We start from the raw sequence: 19,394 nt of genomic DNA on the forward strand, positions 1-19,394 counted from the left end.
CCCGCCTGGCCCCGTGCGTCAGGCCCGGGTGATGGTGACGTTGTCCACAGCCGCCTCGACGAGGCTGGCCGTGCCGGTGTCCGCCGCCTCGACCTGGAGCCGGATCGACTGCCCGGCGTACGCGGAGAGGTTGACGGTGGCCGTCTGCCACGCGGCGGCCCGGTTGCTGGCCGCCCCGGCCTGGGTGAAGACCGTGGTGGTGGTCGTGCCGGAGATCACCCGGACCCGGAAGTAGTCGCCGCTCGTGGCGTTGTTCAGGTGGGCCAGGTACCACGAGAACGACAGGCTCAGCGTGCCGGTGGGCAGCGTGATCGCCGGGGACCGGACGGTGGTGGCGCCGCCGTCCACGTCGTTGGCGCCGGCGCTGGCACCCGCCGCCGCGCCGGTGACCAGGTCGTTGCTGCCGCTCACGGTGGTGCCGAGCTGGGTCGCCACGCCGGAGGTGGTGGCCGCCGGGTCGCCGCGCTCGAACTGACCCAGGGTGGCCGTGTCCGTGCCGCCCGCGTTGGTGGTCCAGCCGGTGGCGGTCTCGAACGTGTCCGAGTACACCGTCTCGCCGGTGGGCGGCGGCACGGTGCCGGAGGACAGCGACCACACGGCCGAGGCGATCGCGTCGGAGTTGCGGTCCAGCGCCGTGTCGTTGAGGTTCGCGATGGTGTCGCAGGCGGCGTGGTAGCAGGGGTCGAACGCGCCGGTCGTACCGCCCCAGAGGCTGACCTGGGCCGAGGTCTTGCGGCCCTCCGCACCGGTGAAGATGCCGCCGGCGGGGATGCCCGCCGAGATGAACGGGCCGTAGTCGCTGCGCCCGTCGAAGTCGGTGCCCCGGGTCGGCACGCCGATCGAGGCGAAGTACGCCTCCAGCGTGTCCTCGATCTCGGCGGAGCCCGCGGGGCCGGGGCCCGCGCCGGTGCCGTCGGAGTTGTCGCCGTCGTACAGGAAGTAGCCGGGGTTCGGCGAGGCGACCATGTCGAAGTTCAGGTACGCGCCGATGGCGGCCTTCTGGGCCGAGCTCAGCGAGTTCACGTATGCCGTGGAGCCGCGCAGGCCCAGTTCCTCGGCGCCCCACCAGCCGAAGCGCAGGTGCCGGGTGGGCTGGAAGCCGGTACGGGCGACCGCGAGGGCCACCTCGAGGTTGGCCGCGGAGCCGGAGCCGTTGTCGTTGATGCCGGGCCCGGCCGTGACGCTGTCCAGGTGCGCGCCGATCATCACCGTGTCCGAGGTGTCCCCGCCGGGCCAGTCCGCGATGAGGTTGTACCCGGTCGCGCCGTTGTAGGTGAACGACTGCTGCTGGGTGGTGAAGCCGGCGGCGTCGAGCAGGCCCTTGACGTAGGTGACCGAGGCCAGGTAGCCGGGCCGGCCGTGCGCGCGGTTGCCGCCGTTGGCGGTGGCGATCGACTGGAGCTGGTTCAGGTGCGCCTTGACGTTCGCGACGGCGATGTCCGGCGGGGCCGCCGCGGCCGCCAGGACGGGGGCGGCCTGGGCGGGAATGGCGAAGAGGGCGCCGACCAGGGCTGTAGCGCCGATGAAGGGGACTGCTCTCACGGGGTGTCCTCCGCGGGGCTCGGGGCGCCGTCGCCGAGGGTGTGGCGACGGCCACGCCGAGCATGGCAGAGAGGGCGGTCTATGGACTCATACCGCTTGAGCCATATCTCAGGAGTCCGTGAAGAAGGTGCTCTGGATCATGCCCCACTTCTCGAAGTTGCCGGGCCAGTCCAGGTCCAGGGTCATCAGGCCGATCGCGTACGCCTTGCCGTCGTCGGCCGTCCGCCACCGGGTCATCGCGTGCACCCGCGCGCCGTCGCGCCCGTCGTACGTGTATTCCCAGTCGGCCGCCCGGGCCAGCCCGGGCACCCGGTCGATCCGCAGCTGGGTGTAGTTCCTCAGGTCGCCGGCGGCCCGCAGCCGGCTCACCTCGCGGCGGCAGGCCTGCACCGGGTCGCCCTGCGGGCTGCGGCCGGGATCGATGCTGAGGATCCGCGGACCGGCCGGGTCGCGGAAGCAGATGGTCGTGCCGATCGTCTGGTATGTCCAGCCGTCCGGCACCGCGATGTGGAAGCCGGCGTCGCTGAAGTACGACCAGCCGGGGTAGAGGGCCCAGCCGTCGCGCAGCTTGCCGGCCCCCGCGACCGGCGTGCGGGGCAGGCCGGCGGGCGCCGGGCTGGAGCAGTTGACCGGGCTGAAACCGCCGGAGCTGCCGCCGGTGCCCGACGACGTGACCGCGCCCGGGGTCCGGCCGGTGGCGCCGGGCAGGGCCGCCGAGGGTTCGGCGTCGCCGCGCAGGGCCAGGCCGGTGGCGATGCCGCCGCCGGCCAGCACGGCCACGACCAGCCCGGAGACGAGCATGCGGCGGCGCGGGCGCGGCGGGACGGGCGCGGCCGGGGCGTCGTGAGCGGGTGGGATCGGCGGCTCGAGCGGAGGATCCTGTGCGGCCGTGACCGGCGCAGGACCCATGCCGGGCGCGGCCGTGGCCGGCGCCCCGGGGCCGCCGCCGTTCGGCCCGGTCCTCGCCTGGACCGGCCGGGGGTCCGGTGCGGGCTGATCGTCGGCGGGCCGGCGCGGCGCGGGTACGACCGCGCGGCCGGACGTCGTCCCGGGCGTCCTCGGGGCCGGTGGGATCGCCCCCGCCCCGGCCGCGATCACCGCGAGCCGCTCGGCGACCTCGGCCCCGGTGAGCCGTTCCGTCGGTTCCCGGCGCAGCAGCCCGGCCAGCACCGGCGCCAGCGCCCCGGCCCGGACCGGCGGATCCGGCTCGTCGGTGGCCAGCGCCATCAGCGTCGCCATCGCGCTGTCCCGGGCCAGCGGCGACCGCCCCTCGACGGCGAAGTACAGGGTCGCGCCGAACGACCACAGGTCGGACTCCACGGTCGACGCCCCCTCGCGGGCGCGTTCCGGGGAGACGTACTGCGGGGAGCCGACGACCATGCCGGGACCGGTCACCGAGCCGTCGTCGACGAACGTGGCCAGCCCGAAGTCGGTCAGCACGACCCGGCCGTCCGGGCCGATCAGCACGTTGTGCGGCTTGACGTCGCGGTGCAGCACGCCGGCGCGGTGCGCGGCGGTGATCGCCTCCAGCACGTCCAGGCCGATCCGGGCCGCCTCGGCCGCCGGGAACGGGCCGTCCTCGTCGACCACCTGGTGCAGCGAGCGCGACGGGACGTACTCCATGACGATCCAGGGCAGGTCGTCGGCGTGCACCACGTCGTAGATGCGGACCACGTGCGGGTGGTTGAGCCGGGCGGCGCTGCGGGCCTCGCGCAGCGTACGGGTGCGCAGCCGGGCCTGTTCCTCGTCGGTCATCCACTCCGGCGGGACGAACTCCTTGACGGCCACGTCCCGGTCGAGCATCTCGTCGCGCGCCAGCCAGACCCGTCCCATACCGCCGGAGCCGACCGGCTCCAGCAGACGGTACCGACCGGCGATGAGCATGCGCCTGACCGCCATCAGCCTCCACCCGTCGCCTCTCCGGCCAGGATAGTCACCGGCGGCCGGCCCACGGAACGTCGATCACCCGGCCACCGCGTAGACCACCAGGTTGTCCCGGTACGACCGCAGCGTCCGGTCGAACACCCCGCCGCACGTGATCAGCCGCAGCTGCCGGTCCGGGGTGGGCCCGTAGACCTCGTCCGTGGGGAAGGCCTTCTTCGGGTACCAGGCCGTGGCCGTGACCGTGAAGGTGACCGTGCGGCCGCCCCGGACCACCTCGATCTTGTCGCCCGTGGTGAGCTCGCGGAGCCGGTAGAACACGGCCGGGCCGCGCCGGGAGTCGACGTGGCCGGCCAGCACCGCGGGGCCGACGTCGCCCGGGGCCGTGCCGTCGGCGTACCAGCCGGCCCGCTCGTTGGTGCGGGGCGGCTGAAGAGCGCCGTCCGTGCCGAGCTTCAGGGTCTCGAGCGCGGTGTCCACCCCGATCGCCGCGACCCGCAGGCGGGCCGGCGGGCCGCTGAGGTCCGAGGGCACGGTACGGAACGGGTTGGGCGCACCCGTCATGTTCTCCGCCGGCGGCGCCGAGGCCGGGGCGCCGGCCCAGCGGCCCAGGCCCGCGGGGTCACGGGGCTCGCGGATCAGCAGGTACCCGGTCGCCACGATCAGCGCCACCAGGAGCGGCACCACGATCGGCAGCAGGAGGCGCGGCGCTCCGGGGCGTACCGCCGGCTTCTCCGGCGCCGCGGCCCGGTCCGGCCGCAGCGGGCCGGACCCGGCATCGCGGGCGCTCGCGGGGGTGTCGATGGTCATCCGGTACGCCGTCAGCGGAAGCGGGAGCGGCGCCGGAGCGCGACGATCCCGCCGCCGGTCACCAGCGCTGTGCCCCCGGCGAGCAGCAGCGCCATGGGCATCGGCGACTGTGGCTGCGTGCCGCCCGCGCCGGTGGCCACGCCGCCCTGTGGCACGCCGCCCTGGCGGGCCGCGTCGATGTGCAGCTCCGGCCTCAGGCCCCCGTTCCGGTCGTCGAGCACGAGCAGCGAGTACACGTTGCCGGCGCCGAGCGTGCACGGCAGGTCGCTGGGGTCACCGCCGCCGGTGGGCTGGACGCGGACGGTCCATTTGCCCGGGTTGACCGGGCGGTAGGCGGTCGTGGTGGCGAACTGCACGCCGTCGGCGATCTTCCGGCCGTTGGCGCCGCCGACGTCGAGGACCGGCGCGCGCACCGAGGCCTGGATGATCCGGATCTTGGACTCGCCCGCCCGCGGCAGTTTCAGGTCGTCCTTGAGCACGCGCAGGCCCAGGTCGGCGTAGCGGCCGACGCCGGCCACCGTGTACGCCGCGCCGTTCTCGACCGTGACCTGCGTGGTCAGCACCGGCGGGGTGCTCGCCGCGGCGCCGGCCTTGCGCATCGCCACCGAGTACGTGCCCGTCGGCAGGCGCAGGTAGTCCGACATGGCGCCGTACGCGACGCCGTCGAACTTCTGGGCCCCGGCGGCGCCGGAGTCGGACTTGAGGTACACGTCGACGGCGGGCGTGTCCGGCGAGAGATGGGCAAGCCGGACGTAACCGTCACCGGCCGCCCGGGCCGGGCTCACGGCGAGGACGACGGTCGCCAGCGCGGCGAGCGCGGCCGCCGCGCCGCCGAGGCGCCGTAGGGCGGGTACGCGGTGGGTCACGGTGCCTCCTGATCGTGGAGCCTGTACGGCATCGGCGGTGGCGGCCCTTGATGTGCGGCACGTCACTGTGCCTGCACCATGGTCCGCCGGGTGGCCGGTCGACGCCGGCCGAGTGCCCATCCTGTGGGCCAACGTCTGATTGATGCCCCTCCCCGAAGGCCATTCACCTCTGGTTCGGAGCCGTGGCCCGGACGGATGTTTTCGCCGGCCCCCCGATTTCTGTCACACCCCGGGGGCACCATGGACACGTGTCAGACGTGCTGGAGCAGTTCGGCCTCGCCACCCGGGAGTGGTTCCGGGCCGCCTTCGCCGCGCCCACGGCCGCGCAGGCCGGCGCGTGGCGGTCGATCGGCGCCGGGCGCAACGCGCTGGTGGTCGCGCCGACCGGCTCGGGCAAGACGCTGGCCGCCTTCCTGTGGTCGATCGACCGGCTCGCCCACGAGAGCGTCCCGGCCGAGCCCAAGCACCGCTGCCGGGTGCTCTACATCAGCCCGCTCAAGGCGCTGGCCGTCGACGTCGAGCGCAACCTGCGGGCGCCGCTGACCGGCATCCGGCAGGCGTCCGGCCGGCTCGGCCTGCCGCCGCCGGACATCACCGTCGGCATGCGCACCGGCGACACCCCGGCCGACGAGCGCCGGGCCTTCAGCCGCACCCCGCCGGACATCCTCATCACCACGCCCGAGTCGCTGTTCCTGCTGCTCACCTCGGCCGCCCGGGAATCACTCAAGGGCGTCGAGACGGTGATCATCGACGAGGTGCACGCGGTCGCGGCCACCAAGCGCGGCGCCCACCTGGCGCTCTCCCTGGAGCGCCTCGACGCGATGCTGGGCCGCCCGGCCCAGCGGGTCGGGCTGTCGGCCACCGTACGGCCGATCGACGAGACGGCCCGGTTCCTCGGCGGCGCCCGCGACGTCGAGATCGTGCAGCCGCGCAGCGCCAAGACGATCGAGGTCTCGGTGACGGTCCCGGTCGAGGACATGACCCGGCTGGACGAGGTGCCCGAGGTGGACGCGGACGACCCGGGCGCGACCCGGCGCACCGCGTCGATCTGGCCGGCCGTCGAGGAACGCGTGCTCGAGCTGATCCAGCAGCACCGCTCGACCATCGTGTTCACCAACTCCCGGCGCGGCGCCGAGCGCCTCTGCGCCCGGATCAACGAGCTGGCCGCCGAGGCCGCCGCCCCGCCGGCCGAGATGCCCGCCGCCATGATGGCCCAGTCGCCCGTCGCCACCGGCGCGGCGCCGGTCGTCGCGCGCGCCCACCACGGCAGCGTCTCCCGCGAGGAGCGCAAGCAGATCGAGGAGGCGCTCAAGTCGGGCCGGCTGCCGGCCGTGGTCGCCACCTCCAGCCTGGAGCTGGGCATCGACATGGGCGCCGTCGACCTGGTGGTGCAGATCGAGGCGCCGCCCTCGGTCGCCGCCGGGCTGCAGCGCATCGGCCGGGCCGGGCACCAGGTCGGCGCCGTCTCCCGCGGCGTCGTGTTCCCCAAGCACCGGGGCGACCTGGTCAGCTGCGCGGTCGTCGCCGAGCGGATGAGCGAAGGCGCGATCGAGGAGCTGCGCTATCCCCGCAACCCGCTGGACGTGCTGGCCCAGCAGATCGTCGCCATGGTCGCGCTCGACGCATGGCCGGTCGACGAGCTGGCCGCGCTGGTGCGCCGGGCCGCGCCGTACGCGGAGCTGCCCGACTCCGCCCTGCACGCCGTGCTCGACATGCTGTCCGGGCGCTATCCGTCCACCGCGTTCGCGGAGCTGCGTCCCCGCCTGGTCTGGGACCGCACCACCGACGAGCTGACCGGCCGGCCGGGCGCGCAGCGCCTCGCCGTCACCAGCGGCGGCACGATTCCCGACCGCGGCATGTTCGGCGTCTTCCTGGCCGGCTCCGAGAAGGCCTCGCGGGTCGGCGAGCTCGACGAGGAGATGGTCTACGAGTCCCGGGTGGGCGACGTCTTCCTGCTCGGCTCGACCTCGTGGCGGATCGAGGACATCACCCCCGACCGGGTGCTGGTCTCCCCCGCGCCGGGCGCCCCGGCCAAGATGCCGTTCTGGAAGGGTGACGCGCTGGGCCGCCCGATCGAGCTGGGCCGGGCCATCGGCGCCCGGCTGCGCTCGCTGACCCGCGCCGGCGACCCGGAGGCGATCGCCTCGCTGCGCACCTCGGGCCTGGACGAGTGGGCGGCCGACAACCTGGTGGCCTACCTGCGCGAGCAGCGCGAGGCCACCCGCAACCTGCCCGACGACCGCACCATCGTGGTCGAGCGCTTCCGCGACGAGCTCGGCGACTGGCGGATGACGGTGCACTGCGTGCTCGGCGCCCGGGTCAACGCGCCCTGGGCGCTGGCCATCGCCCGCCGGCTGTCCGAGCGGTACGGCGTCGACGGCCAGGTCATGCCCTCCGACGACGGCATCGTGGTGCGGCTGCCGGACACCGCCGAGGAGCCGCCCGGCGCCGAGCTGGTCGCCTTCGACCCGGAGGAGATCGCCCAGATCGTCGAGGAGTCCGTCGGCACGTCGGCGCTGTTCGCCTCCCGGTTCCGCGAGTGCGCCGCCCGGTCGCTGCTGCTGCCGCGCCGCGACCCGCGCCGGCGCCAGCCGCTCTGGCAGCAGCGCCAGCGCTCGGCCCAGCTGCTCGACGTGGCCCGCGAGTTCGCCGACTTCCCGGTGACCCTGGAGGCGGCCCGCGAGTGCCTGCAGGACGTCTTCGACGTGCCCGGCCTGGTCGGGCTCATGCGCGAGATCGGCGGGCGCAAGGTCCGGCTGGTCGAGGCCGAGACGCCGCGGCCGTCGCCGTTCGCCCGCTCGCTGCTCTTCGGCTACGTGGGCGCCTTCCTCTACGAGGGCGACGCGCCGCTGGCCGAGCGGCGCGCCGCGGCGCTGGCCCTCGACTCGACGCTGCTGGGTGAGCTGCTCGGCCGGGTCGACCTGCGCGAGCTGCTCGACCCGACGGTGGTGGCCGAGACCGAGGCCCAGCTGCAGTGGCTCACCACCAACCGCAGCCCGCGCGACCCGGAGGACGCGGCCGAGCTGCTGCGCCTGCTCGGCGACCTGTCGGCGGCCGACCTCACCGCCCGCGGCGTCGAGCTCGACTGGGCGTCGACGCTGCAGGCCAACCGCCGGGCGATCCAGGTCCGGATCGCCGGCGAGGAACGCTGGATCGGCGTCGAGGACGCGGGCCGCTACCGCGACGCCCTCGGCGTGGCCCTGCCGGTCGGCGTCGCGGAGGCCTACCTCGAGCCGGTGGCCGACCCGCTCGGCGACCTCGTCGCCCGGTACGCCCGCACCCACGGCCCGTTCGCGGCGGCCACCTGCGCGGCCCGCTTCGGGCTCGGCGTCTTCGTCGTCGAGCAGGCCCTCAAGCGGCTCAGCGCCACCGGCCGGGTGGTCTCCGGCGAGTTCTCCCCCGGCGGCGCCGGCACCGAGTGGTGCGACGCCGAGGTGCTGCGCATGCTGCGCCGCCGGTCGCTGGCCGCGCTGCGCAAGGAGATCGAGCCGGTGCCGCCGCGAGTGCTGGCCGCATTCCTGCCCCGCTGGCACCAGATCGGCGGCAACGCCCGCGGCGTGGACGCGCTGGCCGCCACCATCGAGCAGCTGCAGTCCGTGGCCGTGCCGGCCTCGGCGTGGGAGCGGCTGGTGCTGCCGGCCCGGATCGCCGACTACGCGCCGCCCCAGCTCGACGAGCTCTGCGCGAGCGGCGAGGTGCTGTGGGCGGGCTCGGGCTCCATCGCCGGCGGCGACGGCTGGGTGACGCTGGCGTACGCCGACAGCGCCCCCCTGCTGCTCCCGCCACCCGACGACGGGCTGACCCTGACCGAGCAACACCAGTCGGTGCTCGACGCGCTGGCCGACGGCCAGGCGCTGTTCTTCCGCAACCTTTCCGACAAGGTGCGCGCCACCGACGACACCGCCCTGGCCGCGACGATCTGGGAGCTGGTCTGGGCCGGGCACCTGACCAACGACACGTTCGCCCCGCTGCGCGCCCTGCTCGGCGGCAGCGGCGCACACAAGGCCAAGGCGGCGCCGGCCCGCACCCGCTACCGGCGTCCCGGCCGGCCGACGATGCCGGCCCGGTCGGGTCCGCTGATGATGGCCGGCCGCTGGTCCCGCCTGCCGGAACGCGACCTCGACCCCACCCGGCGGGCGGCGGCCCTGGCCGACCTGCTGCTGGAACGGCACGGGGTGGTGACCCGCGGCGCGGTGATGGCCGAGGGCGTCACCGGCGGCTTCGCGGCGGTGTATCCGGTGCTGGGGGCGCTGGAGGAGCGCGGCGCGGCCCGGCGCGGGTACTTCGTGGAGGGGCTGGGCGCGGCCCAGTTCGCGGTCCCGGGGGCGGTGGACCGGCTACGCGCCCTGGCCGAGCCGGCGGAGCTGGCGAAACGCACGGGCACGAGCGCCGTGGTGCTGGCGGCGACGGACCCGGCCAACCCGTACGGGGCGGCGCTGCCCTGGCCGGAACGCGTGGTCGACAGCGGCAACGGCGAGACGACACCGGCGACCGGCCACCGGGCGGGCCGCAAGGCAGGAGCCCTGGTCGTCCTGGTCGGCGGCGACCTCGTGCTGTACGTCGAGCGCGGCGGCCGCACCCTGCTGTCCTACGTGGACGACACCGAGGCGCTGACGGCGGCCGGGCAGGCGCTGGCGGGATCGGTACGGTCCGGGGCGCTGGGCCCGATGTCGGTGGAGCGGGCCGACGGGGAGTCGGTGCATTCCTCGCCGCTGCGGGACGCGTTGACCGGAGCCGGTTTCCGCGCTACGCCGAGAGGACTGCGGCTGCGCGGGTGACGGCGGCTCGATCCATGTCCCGCCGCCGGCCGGTTGGCGTCAGGACCGGTCGGCGGGCCACCGCGTGACGAAGAGCCAGTCGGGGCCGTCCTCGCCCTCATCGTCCAGGTGCTCGGCTCGGCTCAGGCCCGCCCGCAGCGCCACCCGCTGCGACGCGACGTTGGCCGGGCGGACCCGGGCGAGAATCGGCCAGTCCGGCAGGTGCTGCCCGGCCCAGGAGACGACCGCGGTCGCCGCCTCGGTTGCCACGGCGTTGCCCCAGGCCGCCGGGTCGAGGCGGTAGAAGAGGTTCAGCACCTCGATCTCGCGGAAGCGGACCACCTTCAGCCCGGCGAAGCCCAGGATCTTCCGGGACCCGCGCTCCTCGACCACCCAGTAGCCGAAGCCGTGCCGGCGCCAGTGATCGTCCCACCGGCTGTACAGGTGTTCCGCGTCGGCCACGGTGACGAGCAGGTCCGACGGGTTGTGCCGGCAGGCCTCGGGATCGCGGTGGATCGCGAAGATCGTTTCGAGGTCGGCGGGCTCGGGGCGACGCAAAGCGAGTCGCGCGGTGACAATCTCCACGCAACAGACTTTAGGCCCCGAGCCCGGACAGCTCCGTCCCGCCACCATCAAGACCGTCCCCACCAGGGCCAACCGCCCGCAATGACTGGCGCCTGGCTGGGGGTGCGGGATGTGGGGGTGCGGGATGTGGGGATGTGGGGGTGCCGGATTTGTGGGAAGGCGGGGGACGGCGTGGGCGTGGGAACGCTGGGGGTGCGGGGGTGCGGGGGTGCGGGGGTGCGGGGGTGCGGAGGCGTGAGGTGCGGAGGCGTGAGGCGCGGAAGGGCGAAGCCCGGGAGCCCGGAAGCGCGGAAGCGCGAGCCCGGAAGCGCGAAACCCGGAAGCCCGGAGGCGCGGAAGCCCGGAAGCGCGGAAGCGAGGAAGCGCGGAAGCGCGGAAGCCCGGAAGCGCGGAAGCCCGGAAGCGCGGAAGCCCGGAAGCGCGGAAGCGCGGAAGCCCGGAGACCCGGAGCGCAGAATCACGCAAGCGTGGGAATCGTGGGAACGGAAAGAGACGCGGGTGTGGAAACGCGCGGGAGTGGACACGCGGCACAGCGCGGCAGCGCGGCGCCCCGCAAGCGCGGGAGTGCAGAGGCGCATAGGCGCGGAAACACGTAGACCGCAGGCGCGGGAGCGTGAGAGCGCGCAGGCCAGCAGACGCAGAATCGCGCGGGCGCGGAAACGCGGAATCGTGGGGCCCGGAAGCGAGTAGGCCGCAGGCACGGAAGCGCGCGGGACCATGGGCGCGGAAGCCCGCAGCCACGGAAGGGCGGGAGCACGCTGGCGCGCATACCCGCAGGCGTGCAGCCCGCAGGCGCGGAAGCATACCGGCGCGCAAGCCCACAGAAGCGCAAACCCGCAGGCGCGGAGGTGCGGGCGCGGAGGGTGCAGGCGCGGAGGGTGCAGCCCTGCAGCCCCGCAGCTCCGCAACTCCGCAATCCTTCGACGCGCAGCACCCGCAGACGCGACAGGCACGCAAAGCCCGGAGAAGGAAAAGCGCGGACCCCCGCAAAGCCGCAAACACGCGAAAACGCAACCTCAGCTCAAACCGGCCCAGCACCCACCCGCGCTACAGCCCAAAAAGGACAGCAACCTCAACGCCCCGATGACCAACTGCCCTCAAGGCCCGCCTCAACCACCACCACCCCAGCCCTCACCCCACCTGCCCCATGACCTCCGCAGCCACCAACTCCACCTGCTCCAGATCCCCCAGATCCAGCACCTGCAGATAAACCCGCGAAGCCCCCGCCTCCCCGTACCGCCCCAGAATCTCCACCGCCTGATCCGGCGTCCCCACCACCCCGCCGTTCTCCCGCATCTCCCCGACCTCGCGTCCGATCGCCGCCGCCCGCCGCCGTACCTCGGCGTCGTCGCGGCCGACGCAGAGCACCGCCGCTGCCGACAGGGCCGGCGGCTGTTCCCGGCCGATCTGTTCGCTCGCCGCGCGGACCCGGTCGAACATCTCCGGCAGGTCCTCGAGCTTCGCGAAGGGGGCGTTGAACTCGTCGGCGAAGCGGGCCGCCAGGGCGGGGGTGCGCTTCTTGCCCCCGCCGCCCACGATGATCGGCGGGCGCGGGGACTGGACCGGTTTGGGCAGGGCCGGGGAGTCCGTCACCTGGTAGTGGCGGCCGGTGAAGGTGTACTGCTCGCCGGGCGGGGTCGTCCACAGGCCCTCGATGATTTCCAGTTGTTCCTCGAGGCGGTCGAAGCGCTCGCCCAGCGGCGGGAACGGGATGCCGTAGGCGGCGTGCTCGCGCTCGAACCAGCCGCCGCCGAGTCCGAGTTCGACGCGGCCGCCGCTCATCGCGTCGACCTGGGCGACGCCGATCGCCAGGGGGCCGGGCAGCCGGAACGTCGCCGAGGTGACCAGCGTGCCGAGCCGGATGCGGGAGGTCTGCACGGCCAGCGCGGCCAGGGTCAGCCACGCGTCGGTCGGGCCGGGCGTGCCGTCGCCGCCCATCGCGACGTAGTGGTCGGAGCGGAAGAAGCCGTCGTAGCCGGTCTGCTCCGCAAGCTGGGCCACCCGCCGCAGGTCGTCGTAGGCGGCACCCTGCTGGGGTTCGGTGAAGATGACAAGACGCATAGATCAACAGTGCCAGATGCCGCCCGACGCGCCCGGCGGCGTTCCGGACACCGAGCGTGCCGGGGCAGTAACGTGGACCACCATGGGCGGCTATGGATGGATCAGCTTCACCACCGACTACGGCACCTTCGACGGTTTCGCCGCCGCGTGCCGCGGGGTGATCGCGCGCATCGCCCCGGAGGTGCGCATCAACGACATCACCCACCACGTGCCGCCCGCCGACGTGCCGCGCGGCGCGGCGGTGCTCGCGCAGACCGCGCCGCACCTGCCGGCGTCGGTGCATCTCGCGGTGGTCGACCCGGGCGTCGGCACCCAGCGCCGCGGCATCGCGGTCGGCACCCCGGGCGGGGTCCTGGTCGGCCCGGACAACGGGCTGCTGATCTGGGCCGCCGAGGCCCTGGGGGGCATCGACACGGTGGTCGAGCTGGCCAACAAGGAGTGGCTGCTGGGCGACGTCTCGCGGACCTTCCACGGCCGGGACGTGTTCGCGCCCGCCGCCGCGCGCCTGGCGCTGGGCGCGCCGCTGAGCGAGGCCGGGCCGGCGGTCGCCCCGGCGACGCTGGTGCGGCTGCCCGATCCGATCGTCGCCGTCGGCGACGGCTGGATCGAGTCCGAGGTCGTCACGGTCGACCGGTTCGGCAACGTGCAGCTCGCGGCCGGCGGCGGCACGCTCGCCGGGCTCGGCCCGGACCTGGTGATCGGCGGGATCAAGGCCCGGCGGGCGCAGACCTTCGCCGAGGCCCAGCCGGGCGAGATGATCGTGTACGAGGACTCGGCCGGCCGGGTGGCGATCGCGGTCAACGGCGGCCGCGCCGTCGTCCTGCTCTCGGTGCGCCCGGGCGACGTCGTCCGCGTCGCCGAACGCTGACGCCCCACCCGCGCCCCGGCGCGGAGCCGGCAGGGGACGGAGGGTCACCCCCGGCGGATCGCGTCCCGCGACTTCGCGTACGTGCGGGGCCCGAACAGCCGCCACAGCACCCGGGCCGGCGCGGGGAGCTGCGCCAGGAACTTCCTGGCCTCCAGCGGGTTCGCCTCCTCCAGGATCGCGCCGACGAAGACCAGCGCCAGCTTGTTCTTCGGGATCGCCTCCCGGGCCCGCTCGTTGAGCGCGTCCCACTCGGCCGGCGTCACGTGCTCCGACACCAGCGGCAACAGCTCGCGTTCCTCGTCGCCGAGGTGTTCGTCCAGGCCGCCCGACGCCTGCGCGAGCACGTCGGCCAGTTCGTCGCGGACGTCGGCGGCGGCGTGCGCCCGCCAGCGGGCGGTCAGGTCGTCGATGCGGGTCAGCAGGCCGGCCAGGCGCTCGTGCTGGGCCTCCATCCGGTGCACCAGGTCGGCCCGCAGCCCGACCCGGTTCAGCATGACCGGCCAGAGCAGCTCGTCCTCGGCCGCGTGGTGGTGGTGCAGCGCCCCGGCCACGTTGGCCAGGTGTGAGCCGATGGTCTCGGCGCGGGCGGTGTCGCCGGGCGGCGCCGCCCGGATCAGCGCGGGCAGGATGCGGAACTCGCGGCGGAACACCCGGTGCACGAGCACCATCTCCCAGGTGTCGACGCGCGCGGTCTGGTCACGGACCTGGGTGGGTTCCCCGCCACGGTGGGGCTCAGTCGTCATGGGGCTCAGGGTGCCGGGGTCGGCTTGCAGACTGCCTGCAACCGGCCTGCGTTTGTATGCTCCACCCGTGCTGACCTGCCGCGTTCTCGGGCCGACCGAGCTGGGCGCGGGCCGCGGGCCGGTCGAGCTCGGCGGCCCGCTGCCCCGCCGGCTGGTCACCGCGCTCGTCGCGGCGGCCGGGCGGCCGGTCGGCGGGGACGCGCTGGCCCAGGCCGTGTGGGGGGACGAGCCGCCGGCCAGCCCGGAGGTGTCGCTGCAGGCGTACGTGTCGCGGTTGCGCCGGGCGCTGGGGCCCGGGCACCGCGACGCGCTGGAACGCGTCGGCGACGGCTACCGGCTGACCGGCGCGCAGACGGATGCGGCGGCGTTCGAGGCGGAGGTCGCCCGCGGCCGCGAGCTGCTCGACGCCGAGCGGCCGGCCGAGGCCGTCCGCGTCTTCGACGCGGCCCTGCGGCTGTGGCGCGGGGAGGCCTTCGCGGATCTGGCCGGGACCGCCGTGGTCGAGGCCCCGCGGGCCCGGCTGGAGGAGCTGCGCCAGGTCGCGGTCGAGGAACGGCTGGCGGCGCGCCTGGCCGCGGGCGACGCGCCCGGGGCGGTGGCCGAGCTGGCCCCGGCGGTACGCGCGGAGCCGTACCGGGAACGCCGCTGGGAGCTGCTCATCCTCGGTCTCTACCGCAGCGCCCGCCAGGCCGAGGCGCTGTCCGCCCTGCGGCAGGTCCGCGCCCTGCTCGCCGACGACCTGGGGGTGGATCCCGGTCCCGCCCTGCAGAGCCTGGAGCGCCGCCTGCTCGCCCAGGACCCGGGCCTGCTGCTCCCCAGCCGTCCCCCCGCGCGGCCACGCCCGGCGGCGCCTCGGCCGGTGGTGACGCGCCCGCTGTCCACGTTCGTCGGCCGCGCCGCGGAGATCGCCACGCTGGCCGCCACCGGGCCGTCGGCGCGCCTGCTCACGCTGGTCGGCCCGGGCGGCGCCGGCAAGACCCGGCTGGCGGTGGAGTACGCGGCCACCCGCCACGACGGCGCCGGCGACGGCCCCTGGCTGGTCCGGCTGGCCGACGTCACCGAGCCCGCCCTGCTGACCTCGGCGGTTGCGGCGGCGGCCGGCGTGCACCAGCCGGCTGAGCCGGGCCCGGACGGCCTGGCGCTGGCCCTGGCCGACCGGGCGGCGCTGCTGATCCTCGACAACTGCGAGCACCTCGTCGCCGCGGTCGCCGACCTGGTCGTCGCCCTGCTGGCCCGCTGCCCCCGGCTGCGGATCCTGGCGACCAGCCGCGAACCGCTCGGCGTCGACGGCGAACGGCTGCTGCCGGTGGCGCCGCTGCCGCCGGAGGACGCCGTGGCGCTGCTGGTCGACCGGATCGGCACGGTCCGGCCGGGCTGGCGCCCCGACCCCGGCGAGCAGGCGCAGCTGGAGAGGCTGGCGGGCGCGCTGGACGGCATACCGCTGGCCCTCGAGCTGGCCGCCGCGCGGGCCCGGGTGCTGGGTCTCGGCGAGCTGGTGACGCTGCTCGGTGAGCGGTTCCCCGCGCTGGGCCGGGTGCCGCGGGGCGCGCTGGCCCCGCACGCCACGCTGGAGGCGGCGGTGGCCTGGAGCGTCGACCTGCTGCCGGCCGCCGACCGGGCGCTGCTGCTGCGGCTGTGGCCGTTCGAGGGCGGGTTCACGATGGAGGCGGCGGTGTCCGTCGGCTCCGACCTGGAGGCGTTGTCCTCGCTGGTCACCCGGTCGGTGGTGGCCGCCGACACGACCGTCGCGCCCACCCGCTACCGGCTGCTGGGCATCATCCGGGCGTACTGCCGCGAGCACGACCCCGATCCGGCGGCGAGCCGGGCCGCGCACGCCGCCTGGGTCCGCGCGCTGATCGAGCGCTCCGCGCCGGAGCTGCGCGGGGAACGCTCCGCGCACGCCATCCGGCTCCTCAACCGGGAGGTGCCCAACCTGCGCGCCGGCCTGACCCACGACCTGGGCGCCGACCCGGCGGCGGCGCTGCGGTCGGCGGGCCTGCTGGAGTGGTTCTGGTTCCGCGGCGGGCACGTGAGCGAGGGTCTGCGGATGCTGACCGCGGCCCTGACCGCCGCGCCGGACGCGCCGGCCGTCGACCGGGCGCTCGCGCTGGCCGGCTGCGGGATCCTGCGGTTCATCGGCGGCGACATCGACGGCGCCGCCGAATGCCTGTGGCAGGCCAAGGCCCTGCTGGCCGAGCCGGACAGCCAGGACGGCCGGCGCCTGGTCAGCCAGCTGCTGTACTACGAGGCGCTGCTGTGGGCGGCGACCGGGGACTACGCGACCGGGGCCGCCCGGGCCCGGGAGTCGATGGCCGTGAGCGAGCGGATCGGTGAGCGGTGGGCCACCCCGGCGGGCGAGATGGCGCTGGGCGGGGCGCTCGCCGGCTCCGGTGAGCTGGCCGAGGGCCGCCGGGTGCTGGAGGCCGCCGCCGCGCACGCCGGGGAGCTGCGGCAGAACTGGATCGCCGCGATGAGCGAGCTGCTGCTGGCCCGGGCCTGGCTGGCCCCGGCCGACCCCGATCCGGCGGCGGCGCTGCGGGCGCTCGGCGCCGCGCTGGAACGCTTCCGCGAGGAGGACGACGTCGGCAACGTGCTGTCCTGCCTGCACACCGGCGCGTACGCGGTCACGCTGAGCGGCCGCCCGGCGCAGGGCGCGACGTTGCTGGCCGCCGTACGCCGGCACGGGTCCCGCCGCGGGCTGCGACCCGACGCCACCGACCCGGCCACCACGACGTCCCTGGCCGCCGCCCTGGACGAGGCCCTCGATCCGGTGACCCGGGCGGCCGCCGAGGCCGACGGGGCCGCCCTCGACGAGGCCGCGATGATTGCGACGCTGTGGGCGGGGCAGGAGCAGAGCCATGCCCGAAGGTGACACCGTATGGAACACCGCGCGCGTCCTCGAACGCGCCCTGCAGGGCGACGTGCTCACCGGCTCCGACTTCCGGGTGCCGCAGCTCGCGACGACCGACCTGACCGGCTGGACGGTGGCCGAGTCGGCCAGCCGCGGCAAACACCTGCTGCTGCGACTGACCCACGGCGAGCGGGAAATGACGCTGCACTCGCATCTGCGGATGGACGGCGCGTGGCGGGCGTACGCGCCGGGTGAGCGCTGGACCGGCCGGCCCGCGTACCTGATCCGGGTGGTGTTGCGCACCAAGCGGTCGGTGGCGGTCGGCTACCACCTGCACGAGGTGGCGCTCTATCCCACCGCGGAGGAGGGCCGGCACCTCGACCACCTCGGCCCGGACCTGCTCGGCGCCGACTGGGACACCGACGAGGCGGTCCGCCGGATCGCCGCGAAGCCGGACGTGCCGATCGGCGAGGCGCTGCTGGACCAGCGCAACCTGGCCGGGGTGGGCAACCTCTACAAGGCCGAGACGCTGTTCCTGCGCGGGCTGTGGCCGTGGACGCCGGTCGCCGCGGTGCCCGACCTGGCCGGAACGGTGCAGCTCGCGCAGAAGCTCGTGGCGTCGAACCGCGGGCGCTGGACCCAGACCACCACCGGCTCCCTGCGCCGGGGCCAGACCAGCTACGTCTACGGGCGCCGGGCGCAGCCGTGCCGGCGGTGCGGCTCGGCCATCCAGAAACAGGACACCGAGGAGCGGATCACCTACTGGTGCCCCCGCTGCCAGCCGAAACCCTGACATTCTCCGGTACGCGCCCAGGCCCGAGCCTGCCGTTGACGGCCTCCGTCGGTCCGTTGTCAGACCGGTCAAAGGCGCACCCGATAGCGCAGGTGAAGCACCCGGTTGCCCTGAACAACCACGTCTGGGCCTGCCAGCAGGTGCTGCGCCTCGACGGAGCCGAAGTAGCGCTTACCCGACCCGAACACGACGGGTACGACGTCCATGCGCACCTCGTCGACCAGACCTGCCGCGAGCACCTGCCCACCGACGTCGCCGGCGGCGACCTCGACCATGCGGTCACCCGCGAGCTCCTTCGCCTTGGCCACGGCCGCCTCGACGCCGTGGACGAAGTGAAACGGCGCGGCGGGGTCCCATCCCTCGGGCGCCGGCCGGTGTGTCACGACGACTACGTGGTCGATCCCGCTCGGGGGCTTTCCGTCCCAGCCGTCCGTGATGTCGAAGACGTGGCGGCCGGCGATTGTCGCCCCGATCTGGTCCCAGTACGGCCGGATGTGGTCGTAGGACGCTTGCGACACGTTCAGTACGCCGCTGTCGTCCAACGGCACGCCACCGCTGACCAACCATGCGAACAGTGGACCGGGATCGTCGTTCTCAGCCGCGATGAAGCCGTCCACCGAGACCGACGCGTTCATGACCACTTTCCCCATGGGTTCCTCCTCTGTTCGGAGTCCCCAGTCTCGGGTGGCGTGAGTGGTCGCTCTTGTACGAAATCAATCGACTGGCAGCGGCCAGCCATCCAGCGCGTGGTCGGGATGTTCGCGGAGGAAGCGTTGCCGGACCTCGACATACCGGGTCGGCGTGAGCCCGGTGAACTCCCGGAACTCGCGCACGAAGTGGGCCTGGTCGAAGTAGCCCGCGCCGGCGGCGACGTCGCCCCAGTCGATCGGTGCAGCCACGTCGAGCGCCAACACGGTGGAGCTGAAGCGGTAGCTGCGAGCCAGCCGCTTCGGCGTGACGCCGATGATCTCCTTGAACCGCTTCGCCAGGTACGTGCTGCTGACGCGGGCTGCCACGCCGAAGTTGCTGATCGGTACCGCTCCGCCGGTATCCGCGATGGCGCTGCTCATGTGGCGGACGATGTCCAGGCCGTTGATCGCGCGCAGCCGTCGCACCAGCTCCCCCTCGAGCACCATCAGCATCTCGTGCGGTACGTCCGCCAGGGTCAGCCGGTGTCGCAACTCAGCGACAGCGGGCCGGCCCCAGATCTGCTCCACCGTCGCAGGTCGGTCGCACAACTCGGCCGCCGGCATCGGAAGGAACGGCGCCAGCCCCCACGGCTTGAAGTGGACGCCCAAGGACCGGGTCGGGGTCGGGTAGCCGAACTCCCAGGCACGCGTGGGCGTGGTGACCGCGCAGCCGTCGGCGTACTCCACGGCGTCGACGTCGGTGCCTGCGCGGATGAGAAACGGCGCCCCGAGGTTGACGATGAGCAGAGGCGCGGGCGCCGCCGGCAGCAGCAACCGGGGGTACGGCGGGGCGCCCTCCAGGTAGTAGAGGTCGTCGATCAGCCCGTCCAGCGGCGAACCGGGCACCCTGGACACATACTCCACACCGACATCATCGCCGACGGCGCAACCCCGACACCCGGCCAGCCCGGCGGCAGATCCCCGGCCCGGAGTGGCACCGGCGAAAGG

General features: G+C 74.7%; 13 protein-coding genes. 4 read left to right on the plus strand and 9 right to left on the minus strand.

From position 1 onward, the window contains the following. Positions 1-18 precede the first annotated feature (18 nt). The 4 genes from Ani05nite_RS33820 to Ani05nite_RS33835 form a co-directional block, all read right to left on the minus strand. Positions 19-1,524: a M28 family metallopeptidase gene (locus Ani05nite_RS33820; protein WP_377882337.1), complete on the minus strand. Its 1,506-nt coding sequence runs from the start codon at positions 1,522-1,524 to the stop codon at positions 19-21. A gap of 126 nt (positions 1,525-1,650) precedes the next feature. Continuing rightward, positions 1,651-3,441: a serine/threonine-protein kinase gene (locus Ani05nite_RS33825; RefSeq protein WP_203775149.1), complete on the minus strand. Its 1,791-nt coding sequence runs from the start codon at positions 3,439-3,441 to the stop codon at positions 1,651-1,653. A gap of 63 nt (positions 3,442-3,504) precedes the next feature. Next, entirely contained in the window at positions 3,505-4,233 is a 729-nt protein-coding gene (locus tag Ani05nite_RS33830) for a class F sortase (protein WP_239130904.1), read from the minus strand. An 11-nt stretch (positions 4,234-4,244) separates the two neighbouring features. Continuing rightward, positions 4,245-5,099, minus strand: a complete 855-nt coding sequence (locus tag Ani05nite_RS33835; RefSeq protein WP_239130905.1) for a DUF4397 domain-containing protein — start codon at positions 5,097-5,099, stop codon at positions 4,245-4,247. Positions 5,100-5,356: 257 nt separating this feature from the next. Here Ani05nite_RS33835 and Ani05nite_RS33840 point away from each other — a divergent pair, with 257 nt between their 5' ends. Beyond that, positions 5,357-9,877, plus strand: coding sequence for an ATP-dependent helicase (locus tag Ani05nite_RS33840; RefSeq protein ID WP_203775285.1), 4,521 nt, complete (start codon positions 5,357-5,359; stop codon positions 9,875-9,877). A gap of 39 nt (positions 9,878-9,916) precedes the next feature. Here Ani05nite_RS33840 and Ani05nite_RS33845 read toward each other — a convergent pair whose 3' ends face one another. Then, entirely contained in the window at positions 9,917-10,441 is a 525-nt protein-coding gene (locus Ani05nite_RS33845; RefSeq protein WP_239130907.1) for a GNAT family N-acetyltransferase, read from the minus strand. A gap of 1,131 nt (positions 10,442-11,572) precedes the next feature. Beyond that, positions 11,573-12,502, minus strand: coding sequence for an LLM class F420-dependent oxidoreductase (locus Ani05nite_RS33850; RefSeq protein ID WP_203775155.1), 930 nt, complete (start codon positions 12,500-12,502; stop codon positions 11,573-11,575). Between the two features lie 82 nt (positions 12,503-12,584). On the opposite strand from Ani05nite_RS33850, the gene Ani05nite_RS33855 reads away from it, so the two are divergent. Beyond that, positions 12,585-13,370, plus strand: a complete 786-nt coding sequence (locus Ani05nite_RS33855; RefSeq protein ID WP_203775157.1) for an SAM hydrolase/SAM-dependent halogenase family protein — start codon at positions 12,585-12,587, stop codon at positions 13,368-13,370. Positions 13,371-13,414: 44 nt separating this feature from the next. On the opposite strand, the gene Ani05nite_RS33860 is transcribed toward Ani05nite_RS33855, so the two are convergent. Then, positions 13,415-14,113, minus strand: coding sequence for a hemerythrin domain-containing protein (locus Ani05nite_RS33860; protein ID WP_203775159.1), 699 nt, complete (start codon positions 14,111-14,113; stop codon positions 13,415-13,417). Between the two features lie 67 nt (positions 14,114-14,180). Between Ani05nite_RS33860 and Ani05nite_RS33865 the strand changes: the two genes are divergently transcribed. Next, positions 14,181-16,985 carry an AfsR/SARP family transcriptional regulator gene (locus tag Ani05nite_RS33865; RefSeq protein ID WP_203775161.1) on the plus strand — a complete coding sequence of 935 codons (2,805 nt, stop codon included), beginning with the start codon at positions 14,181-14,183 and terminating at the stop codon, positions 16,983-16,985. After that, a complete protein-coding gene (locus tag Ani05nite_RS33870; protein ID WP_203775163.1) occupies positions 16,972-17,757 on the plus strand; it encodes a DNA-formamidopyrimidine glycosylase family protein in 786 nt (261 codons plus the stop codon). Before Ani05nite_RS33865 ends, Ani05nite_RS33870 begins: the two co-directional genes overlap by 14 nt. A gap of 68 nt (positions 17,758-17,825) precedes the next feature. Here Ani05nite_RS33870 and Ani05nite_RS33875 read toward each other — a convergent pair whose 3' ends face one another. Further along, positions 17,826-18,407 (minus strand): dihydrofolate reductase family protein, encoded by a 582-nt coding sequence (locus tag Ani05nite_RS33875; RefSeq protein WP_203775165.1) that lies wholly within the window; start codon positions 18,405-18,407, stop codon positions 17,826-17,828. Between the two features lie 63 nt (positions 18,408-18,470). Then, on the minus strand, positions 18,471-19,310 hold the full coding sequence (locus tag Ani05nite_RS33880) for a helix-turn-helix domain-containing protein (protein ID WP_239130908.1): 840 nt from the start codon (positions 19,308-19,310) through the stop codon (positions 18,471-18,473). Positions 19,311-19,394: the final 84 nt, after the last annotated feature.

This window comes from Actinoplanes nipponensis (assembly GCF_016862275.1).
GTDB classification, from domain to species: Bacteria; Actinomycetota; Actinomycetes; order Mycobacteriales; family Micromonosporaceae; genus Actinoplanes; species Actinoplanes nipponensis.